Here is a 9,412-nt window from a genome sequence, read left to right as displayed (position 1 = left end):
AGGGCGCGGGCGGCAGCGCCGCGCCCGCGACGAACGCCGCCCGCATCGCCTTGGCATCCCACGCGGCGACAAGCGGCCCGATCATCGGGTTGAACGCTCCCCCGGTCGCCTCGGCGAGCGCCAGCGCGCCGCGCAGCAGCTGGTCGGTTTCTTCGCTCACGACGAGGCCGGGGCCGCCCCCCGCGTCAGCGGTTCCTTCGCGGGATGGTTGCGAGTGGCGAAGCGGAGTATCCGGCGCGTCTGTGACCGAAGCGGAAGCCATCATGCAGGCGGGCGAGGCGGCGGCGCGACGAGCGGCGTCTGTGCACGCGTCACCGGTCGCCGGCAACGCCTCGCCGCCGTCCGCGTCGTGACAGCACGCGGCATCGCGGACAGCGGCGTTCAGCAGCGACACCTCGGAAGAGGGCCGGAATGCGCTCCACAGGTCCTCGTGGCGGGCAACGACGCCCACGAGGGCGTTGACGATCGCCATGCCGTCACCGCCCCACCCGATAATGTCGACGCGGGTGCCCATCGCGGGGAACGAGGAGCGCCACGTGGGGGCACCATCCGCGGCCCGAGCATCCGCAACGTGCTGAGGGCCTGCCTGTGCATGAGCCTGCGCCGGAGAATCCCCCGCAACGGCATCCCCACCGCCCGCCCCGCGGGCGGGACCCGGAGCCTCGGCCACGGCCTCGTCCCCCGAGACGCTCGCAGAGCGCACAGGGCCCACGGAACCCGCAGGGCCCACGGAACCCGCAGAGCCCACGGGCTCAGCTGTCGGAGTCGTCGAGGCCGCCGTCCTTCGTGGACTCGTCCAGGCCGGGGATGGTGATGTCGTCGGCTGCCTCGGCCGAGACGCCCTGGGAGGCGGCGATGGCGCGGATCGCGGCCTGCACGAACTGCTGGTGGGCGACGGTGGCGCCGGTGATGACGTCGACCTTGGCGGGGTCGCCGACCTGCGTGAGGTTGTCGGAGTACTCCTGGTAGGAGGCGACGGCGGCCTGCGCCTTCTTGTAGTAGTCCTGGTTGAAGACTTCGCCGGCGGAGTTCTTGCCGTAGTCGGCGCCCTTGTCGGTGCCGTTCGCGAGGGTCGTCTCGTAGGAGGTGGCGGTGATGCGCCCGCCCTCGACGGTGATGGTGATGGTGCCGATGGAGCCCTGGTCGTCGGGGTTGGACTGGGCGGTCCACGTGCCATCGCTCATGGGCTTGCTCATGTCCAGGCCGGTAGAGGGCTGGCAGGCACCCAGGATAGTGGCGCCGAGCGCGCCGAGGACCGCGAACGAGGCCGGGGCGGCCCATCGGGAGCGCGCGTGAAGAGTGTTGCGGGCGGTCATCGCACCTTGTCCTTTCCGCTGCGCGCGTCGCCGTCGCGGCCGGGGAGAACGAGCCCCGAGGCGCGCTGTTCGAAATTGTGGTCGTGCCAGGTTTCCTTCACGACCTTGCCGTGATCGAGTCGGATTTCGCGCTGGCCCTGTTCCGCGACGAGCGCGTCGTGGGTGACGACCATGAGGGTCGTGCCGTCCTGGTGGAGCTGGTTGAACAGGTCGAGGACGATCTCCTCGTTGGTCTCGTCCAGGTTGCCGGTGGGTTCGTCGGCCAGCAGCAGCTTGGGGTAGTTGATGAGGGCGCGGGCCACGCACACGCGCTGCTGTTCGCCGCCGGAGAGCTGGCGGGGCAGGTGGGTGGCGCGATCAGCCAGGCCGACGCGGTCGAGGGCCTCGAGGGCTTCCTTCTCGTCGGGCATCGAATGGTAGTACTGGGCGACCATGACGTTCTCGAGGGCCGTGAGGTGGCCGATGAGGTGGAACTGCTGGAAGACGAGGCCGATGGTGCGGCAGCGCACCTCGGTGAGCTCGTCGGCGGTCAGGTCGGAGATGTCGTGCCCGTCCAGCATGACGGTGCCCTTGGTGGCGGTGTCCATGGCGCCGACGATGTTCATGAGGGTGGTCTTGCCGGAGCCCGACGGGCCGACGATGGACACCCACTGGCCGCGCGGGATCGCGAGGGACACGTTGTCGAGGGCGTGCAGGTCGCCGTAGATCTTGGAGACCCCGTCGAGGGTCAGCAGGGCGTCAGTGGGGGCCGACGAGGCCTGGGCGGCCTCGGGCGCGTCGGCGGCGGTGGTGGGGGTGGTGTCGGGGGTTGTCATGGTGGTTCTCATTCTCCGCGCAGGACGAGCGCGGGGTCGACGGCCAGTGCGCGACGCACGGGCGGGAGGCAGGCGAGGACGGCGATGAGGATCGAGCAGGCGACCGTGCCCAGGAGGATCACGGGGTGCAGCGAGATGGAGCGGTGGAAGACGGAGGTGGAGATGAGGACGGCGAGGCCGTAGCCGGCCCCGGCACCCAGGACGCCTCCGATGAGCCCGAGCATGACGCCCTCGCCCATGAACTCGCGGGTGATGGATCGCGCGGTTGCTCCCAGGGCCTTGCGCAGGCCGATCTCGTTGCGTCGCTCGGTGACGACGGCGATCATCGTCGTGGACACGCCGATCATGGTCAGGGCGAGCACGATGACGGTGATGACGACGAGCAGGGAACGCAGCATCGCGAGCACGCCCGTGTCGGACTGAGCGAGGCGGCGCACGGTCTGAGCGTGAATGTCGGGGTTGGCGGCGTTCATCGCGTCGGCGATGGCGCTGAGCTGGTCGCCCTCCAGGGCGATCGAGTACTCGGCGAGCGACACGGTGTCGGTCTGCCCGGTCAGCGCGCTCATGTCCTGGGTGGACATGTACACGTAGCCGTCTTCGTTGCCGCCGGTCTTGAGGATGCCGGACACGGTCAAGGTGACGGTGCGCGGATCGACCTTCAGGCCCGAGGCCTGCGCCCCGGACTGCGCGGCGGCCTTCGAGGACGCGGAGGCGTCCAGCTGGCTGACCGTGATCGTGTCACCGGCCTTCACGTCGATCGTCGAGGCGACCTGCTCGCCCACGAGGAGCTGGCCCGAGGCCTCGGGCCACTCCCCATCCACGTACCAATACGGGTTCATGGCGTGCACGGCCGACAGGTCGGCTCCGCCCGCCACGAACGGCTGGTCATTGATCGTGACGGTCTCGTAGTCGAAGGACGCAGATCCGACCAAAGCACTCGCGGGCACCTGAGCGGTCGCGGCGGCCACGGCCTCGTCCGTGATGGGCACGTCGCCGGCGGGGGTGACGACGAGGTTGGCGCCGTAGGAACGGATCTCGCGGGCCATCTGCGCGGGCACGTCGACCGCGATCGTGACGAGGCCGGACAGGGTCGTCGCACCAATGGCGACGGCGAGGACCGCGATGAGGACGCGGGAGCGGCGGCGCAGGATGGAGGAGATAACCATCCGCCAGAACATTGCTCGTCTGGACATGGGCATCACCTTCCGTGCAGGACTTCAGCCGCGTTGAGGCGCAGCAGGTAGCGGATCGCCGGGATGGAGGCTCCCAGGACGACGAGGATGACGAGGACGGCGACGAGACCGACGACGACCGGCGCAAACGCGATCGAGGAGTGGAACACCATGTACCCGATCGCCTGCGCCAGCCCGAGGCCGGCGCCGTAGCCGAGCACGCCGCCGACCAAGCCTACGACGATCGTCTCGGTCAAGAACAGCGCGATGATCTGTTTATCTTTGGCACCCACGGCCTTCATGAGGCCGATTTCGCTGGAACGCTCCATGACGCCCGCGGTCACCAGGTTCGCGATGGCCAGGGCCGAGGCGATGAGCGCCAGCACGGTCACGAGGACCATGAGCAGCTGGGTCTTCTCCAGGATCGTGCCCTCGGACTGGGCGACCTGGCGGACCGGGCGGGCCACGGAGTCCGTCATGACTTCCTCGATCTGGTAGGCGATCGAGGAGACGTAGGCCGTGCAGTACCAGGTTTCTTTTTCCTTCACCGTCAGCGAGTTCGGGTTCTTCGCGGCCTTGCGGGCCAGGTCGTTATCCGGCGTGGTGAGGGCGGAGACCTCGACGCTGCCGACTGCCCCCTCACGCCCGATGAGTGCCTGCGCCTGCGCCAGCTGAATAAACACGCCGCGGTCGGCGTCGTCACCACTGGTGATGATGCCGCGCACCGTGAAGTCGCGCGTGATCCCCTCGCGGGTGAGGGTGAAGGAGTCGCCGACGGCCAGCCCGTGCGCGGCAGCGTAGGCCGTCCCCACGACCGCTCCGTCTGCATCCTCGTCCGCCGGCCACGCGCCCTCCAGCCCCCACCATCCGCGGAGCCTGTCCAGGCCCGTCTCGACGCTCTCGCCGGTGGCCAGCTCGAGGTGGTGGCTGAACCAGGTGCCGGTCGTGGGCACGTGCTCACCGCTCGCGTCGGTCGCGGACACGTTCAGCAGCGGCGCGAAGTCGAGGATGTTGTAGGTCCAAAAAATCGTCTTGATGTTGCCCAGCTCGTCCTCACGCAGGTACGAGCGGGCCTCGGCGGCCTCACCCGTGTTGTAGAGGTCATCGAGGACGGCCGCACCCTGGGGGCGCACGACGATGTTCGCACCGTAGGACTTGAGTTCCTGGTTGACCTTGTCGCCCACGTTGAACATGACGGAGAGCATGGACGTGGCCACGCAGGCGCCCAGCGCGACGGTCAGGGCGATCATCAGGTGGCGGTTGCCGCGCCTCGTGAGGGCGCCGCGGAGCATTCGGAAAAACATGCGGACCCCTTACTTCACGAAGACCGAGGCCGAGGCCTCGAGCGCAGAGATCGGAACCGTCAGCGTGCCGTTGGAGACCTTGTAGTCGATGGGGATCGGGTTACAGCCGCCCTTAAAGCCAATGGTCGCGATGTTCATCGCCACTTCACACAGCTTGCAGATGACCTTGCCGTCCTTCTCGTAGTAGCCGGTGGGACCGCAGATATCGCACGCGTCCAGGCCCACGCCGAAGGAGGAGCCGGACTTTTGGATGACGATGAAACGCACCTTGACGCCGCCCGAGGTCGTGTACTCATAGCGGTGCAGGTGGCCGTCCGAAATGTCGGCCAGGTTGAGGCTCACCTGGTCGTCGACGACGCTGAAGGACTCGGGCGGGGAGAGCTCAACCTCCTGGCTGCCGTAGGCCACGCCGACCGTGATCAGCAGGGCGCCGCACAGGTAGCCGATCGCGGCGGTGCCCGCCATGGACTTGTACAGCCTCGAGCGCGCACGGCCCAGGCGGCCCTCAGCCGGGTTAGCCCCGACGGTCGGGATCGCGCGGGACGCGCGCCACGTCAACACGACGACCGCGCACAGGGCCAGCGCGGCCGCGATCGTGAAGACGGCCTCGTGGTTGATGAACCAGGAGATAACATCCCACGACGACTTGGGAATCGTGATCCAGTGCTTGGCCTTCATGATGCGGACGATCAGCAGCGCATAGTCGACCAGCAGGGACACCAGAATCACGCCCGCGGGCCACACGCGGTTATTCCACGCACACATCCGGTAGGACACCCACGCCAGGAAGCTCACGAGCAGCCACGCCACGACGTAACCGAGGATCGCGAGGACAACCTGAGTCGAGTAGATTTCAACGCCGCCCGACATCATCAGGAGCGCCTGATTCATGGCGGTGGGCACGGCTCGGAAGAGCGAGACGGCGATGAACAGGGCACCGACGATGCGCACGAGGACATCACCGGGCAGCGCGGTTTCTATCGACGAGGCCGCCCGGGCCTCGTCGTCGACGTCGCCGGGCAGGAGGGAACGCATGCGGCGCGAGCGCACGGCAACGAGCGCGAGGAAGACGAGCGCCAGCGCAATCGCGATCGGGAGGGTGAACAGGCCGACCGTCTGGCGGTTGATCAGCTTGGGGGCTTCGACATTGACGGCCGTCAACGCCAACGAAGACACCAGGCCCAACGCGATACCGAACCAGACCGCCCGCGAGCGGGCCTTCTTTCCTCGGCGGCCGCGGCCCGTGGCCGGCATGAAGCGGATGACGGCGCCGACGGCGAGCATCGTCAACAGCAGCGTCAAGGTTGCTTCGCTCATCTGCTGAAGCATTGGCTTTCCTCCCGAAATAAAGGTTCACCGAAGTCTCACGATTCCGGTGTCAAGTCTAGTCCCCCCACGGGGCGGGGGCCGAGGCAAGCGATCCCACACAGGAACCACTGCCTCGGCCCCACGAAGCGTGCGAGTCGATCACCAGGACACGGCCGTGGGATCCCACTGCCAATCCGGGAACTCGGCGACGAGCGGCTCAGTCCAGAAGCGGCCCTCGACGCCCGTGGTCTTGTCGGTGTGCAGCAGCCAGCCGCTGGGGGGCTTGATCGTGAAGGTCACGTCGTAGGTGCCGGCATCCAGCTTGGGCAGGTTCAGCCCGTAGTGCGGGCCGTCGGATGCGTTCATCGGCATGAGCGTGCCCTCCTGGACAGCGTTGCCGGACTTGTCCTTGATCGAGTAGTCCACGGTCAGGCCGGGCACGAAGTCGCCCGCGCCGTAACCGAGCTTGTTGTCGGCGGCCGCGGAGACGTCAGCCTCGATGTGCATCGAGGACTCGGCGGCCGGGGTGCCCATCTCGGGCTCCATGTCGACGGGCTGGAAGTAGACGCCGCCCACGACGAGGGGGCCAACGTGGACGTCGTCGCCGAGGGGCTGCTCCTCGAAGCCAGCGTCCTCGCCGGGGGCGGGGGCGGCAGGGTCAGCCGCGGCCGACGACGAGGCCGCGGGCTTGTCGGTGGAGGACGAGGAGGAGTTGTTGGAGCAGGCAGCCAGGGTGCCTGCGAGGGCCAGCGTGGCCAGGGCCGCGCCGACGCGGAACAGAGAACGCTTCATGTGATGATCTCCTGTGCGTGTTGGTTGGATAAAACGTCGGTGTCGCTCGAGAGGAGTCAGTCCTCAGCCCGCGACTGGGCGGCGGCCTCGCGGGCGAGGCGAGCTTTTCCGAAGAAATAGAGACCGACGATGATGGCGAGAACGATGGCTTGCGCGGCCAGGTTCTCCACTCGGGGGTAGATCCCCAAGATGTCAATGGTGGGGAAGCCGGAGATGGGCGTCAGGGACACGACGTCCGCCTCCTGAAGTTCCCCGATACCAGAACCCGTGAACGTGAAGGCCATGAAGGCCATCAGCAGCGAGGTAATGGTGAAGAAGGGGCGCAGCGGGATACGGACCGCCGCGAACTGGATAAGCAGGTAGATGACGACGAGGGCCGCGAGGCCGACCGCCAGACCGATCCACACGTAGTGGACCTTGTCGCCCGCGGCGGCAACGATCGGGACGTAGAAGAGGATCGTCTCGGCGCCCTCGCGCAGGACCGCGAGGAAGGAGATGAAGGCGAGGCCCAGCAGGGAGCCGCTGCTCAGCGAGGCGTCCGTCTGCTTCTTGATGTACTCGTCCCACGCCTTGTTGGAGGACTTGTTGATCATCCAGTTGGAGACCCAGATCAGCATGACGACCGCGAAGAGCGCGGCGAAGCCCTCGAGGAGCTCCTGGTTGGCGCCCGCCAGGGAGGTGACATAGCTGAAGAGGAAGGCCAGGCCGACGGACAGGGCGAAGGCGAGCGCCACGCCGCCCCACACGATCGGGGTCTTCTTCTTGTGGCCGGCCTTGGCCAGGTAGGCCAGGACCGCGGCGACGACCAGGATCGCCTCCATGCCCTCGCGCAGGATGACGAGGAGGGAGGGCAGGAACTGGGCGATCCACGGGGAGGTGCCCGAGCTGTCAGTGGTCTTGTCGGCGGCCTTGCCGGTGTAGCCGTCGAGGCTATTGGCATCCTCGCGGATGTAGTTCGTCAGCGTCGAGAGGTGCTGGTCGACAGCCGCCGAGTCGTCGTCGGTCATGGCCTTCTTGAGGAGGGAGAATTCCATCTCCACCTGGGAGACACGCGAGCCGGAGATTCGGCTCATAACCTGCTTCTCCATGCCGGTGATCTCGTAGTGCTTGTAGTAGGCCTCGTTGACCTTGTCCTTGCCAGCCTTGGCGTCGCCGCCCTTGTAGGCGTTGGCGCCGTCCTGAAGGATGCCGTTGATGGTCTTGGCGACCTCACCCCACGCGCCGGGGCTGTAATCGTCCGACGAGGCCTGGGCGGCGGTACCGGGGGCCACGCCATCCAGGGAGGCGCCGTCTTCGACCATGTACTGCTTGAGGGTCGTGGCGTGGCTGTCGACGCCAGCACTGTCGCCGTCGGTCATGGCCTTCTTGAGGAGGGAGAACTCCATCTCCACCTGCGAGACGCGCGCACCGGAGATGCGGGCCATGACCTGCTTCTCCATGCCGGTGATCTCGTAGTGCTTGTAGTAGGCGTCGTTGATCGTGTCCTTGCCGCCCTTCGCGTCGCCTGCCTTGAAGGTGGAGACGCCTTCGTCGATAAGGCCGTTGATCGTGGTCGAAACATCGCTCCACGTCTGATCCGCAGCGCGCGAGGGAGCGGCGACGACGGCCAGAGCGAGGGCCGCCATCACGGCGACGATAAGAACGCGACTGAGTCGCTGACCAATACTGTGTGCGTGAGCGCGAAGCACTGCCGCTTGCCTCCTGACGAGTCGGCGCCCGAGGACGCCACGATGGAATGTCTACCAATCAGCGTAACCACATCTGGCCCAGGTGAAAAGTAGTCCATTTAGGTCGTCCTAAATTGTGACCATGCCGTGACCGCGTTTAGCGCGAAGACATAGCCCCCTTGAAGGACTAAAGGCCCAGGAATATTACTTGCTGACACGATGCCATAAAAGGGTGGCAGATCAGGCAAAACACATCTTCCATCGAGCCACGACGAGGCGCACGCAGCGCCCGAGGGTCCGGAGAGCCTGGCCGGGGCTCCCACAGACGGCAGCTACACTCAACCCTGACATGTTTCGCATGCAATTCCCCCCGAGCAACAATCGAAGAGAGTTCAAAAACCGCGGAATTTCAACGATTCGATTTCAAAACTTGAAATATGGGCAGGGGAATTGCATGCGACATTGTTGGGGAACCACCCCGGTATTTCAAACGGAAGAACCACCGATCGGAGCGCGCCCGACGGTCCGGAGAGCCTGGCCGGGGCTCCCACAGACGGCAGATACACTCAACCCTGACATATTTCGCATGCAATTCCCCCCGAGCAACAATCGAAGAGAGCTCAAAAACCGCGGAATTTCAACGATCCGATTTCAAAACTTGAAATATGGGCAGGGGAATTGCATGCGACATTGTTGGGGAACCACCCCGATCAGCGGGGAGGTCGTGGCCTGGTCTGGTTTTGTGGACCGGGTGTTTTGAGGGTTGTTGGTTGTTATTGGTGGTGTTGTGCCCATTGGCGTGCGTATTGGTTGGGTGAGAGCCAGCCTAGCGCGCTGTGGGGGTGTTCTTCATTGTAGCGCTGGGACCAGGCGCCAATCAGGGCGCGCGCGTGGTTGAGATCCTCGAACATGTTGTCCTCGAGGAGTTCGTCGCGCATGCGGTTGTGTAAGGACTCCACGAATCCGTTATGCCAGGGCTGGCCCGGTGGGATGAACGCTTGGAGCGTGTCATGCTCGCTGGCCCAGCGCCCCAAGGCT

The 9,412-nt window shown here is 66.2% G+C and carries 9 protein-coding genes; all 9 read right to left on the bottom strand.

The annotated features are described in order from the left end of the window. On the bottom strand, window positions 1–514 hold a 514-nt coding region (locus HMPREF1138_RS11455), incomplete at its 3' end, for an FAD:protein FMN transferase (protein ID WP_039936759.1). Between the two features lie 238 nt (window positions 515–752). Next, window positions 753–1,316 (bottom strand): FMN-binding protein, encoded by a 564-nt coding sequence (locus HMPREF1138_RS03815; RefSeq protein ID WP_009056751.1) that lies wholly within the window; start codon window positions 1,314–1,316, stop codon window positions 753–755. Continuing rightward, window positions 1,313–2,131 carry an ABC transporter ATP-binding protein gene (locus HMPREF1138_RS03810; protein WP_009056749.1) on the bottom strand — a complete coding sequence of 273 codons (819 nt, stop codon included), beginning with the start codon at window positions 2,129–2,131 and terminating at the stop codon, window positions 1,313–1,315. Before HMPREF1138_RS03810 ends, HMPREF1138_RS03815 begins: the two co-directional genes overlap by 4 nt. A gap of 8 nt (window positions 2,132–2,139) precedes the next feature. Continuing rightward, entirely contained in the window at window positions 2,140–3,324 is a 1,185-nt protein-coding gene (locus tag HMPREF1138_RS03805; protein ID WP_009056744.1) for an ABC transporter permease, read from the bottom strand. 5 nt (window positions 3,325–3,329) lie between these two features. Beyond that, a complete protein-coding gene (locus HMPREF1138_RS03800) occupies window positions 3,330–4,607 on the bottom strand; it encodes an ABC transporter permease (protein WP_009056746.1) in 1,278 nt (425 codons plus the stop codon). A 9-nt stretch (window positions 4,608–4,616) separates the two neighbouring features. Beyond that, a complete protein-coding gene (locus HMPREF1138_RS03795) occupies window positions 4,617–5,936 on the bottom strand; it encodes a DUF2318 domain-containing protein (protein ID WP_009056739.1) in 1,320 nt (439 codons plus the stop codon). A gap of 138 nt (window positions 5,937–6,074) precedes the next feature. Beyond that, on the bottom strand, window positions 6,075–6,707 hold the full coding sequence (locus HMPREF1138_RS03790) for an iron transporter (RefSeq protein ID WP_009056750.1): 633 nt from the start codon (window positions 6,705–6,707) through the stop codon (window positions 6,075–6,077). Window positions 6,708–6,763: 56 nt separating this feature from the next. Next, window positions 6,764–8,332: an FTR1 family iron permease gene (locus tag HMPREF1138_RS03785; protein WP_238318603.1), complete on the bottom strand. Its 1,569-nt coding sequence runs from the start codon at window positions 8,330–8,332 to the stop codon at window positions 6,764–6,766. Between the two features lie 815 nt (window positions 8,333–9,147). Then, window positions 9,148–9,412: integrase core domain-containing protein (locus HMPREF1138_RS03780; protein WP_009057937.1), on the bottom strand; the 265-nt coding region annotated here is incomplete at its 5' end.

This window comes from Actinomyces sp. ICM58 (assembly GCF_000283035.1).
Taxonomy (GTDB): Bacteria; Actinomycetota; Actinomycetes; order Actinomycetales; family Actinomycetaceae; genus Pauljensenia.
The sequence above is the reverse complement of the archived record's forward strand: the minus strand, read 5'-3'. Positions and strand labels throughout refer to the sequence as shown.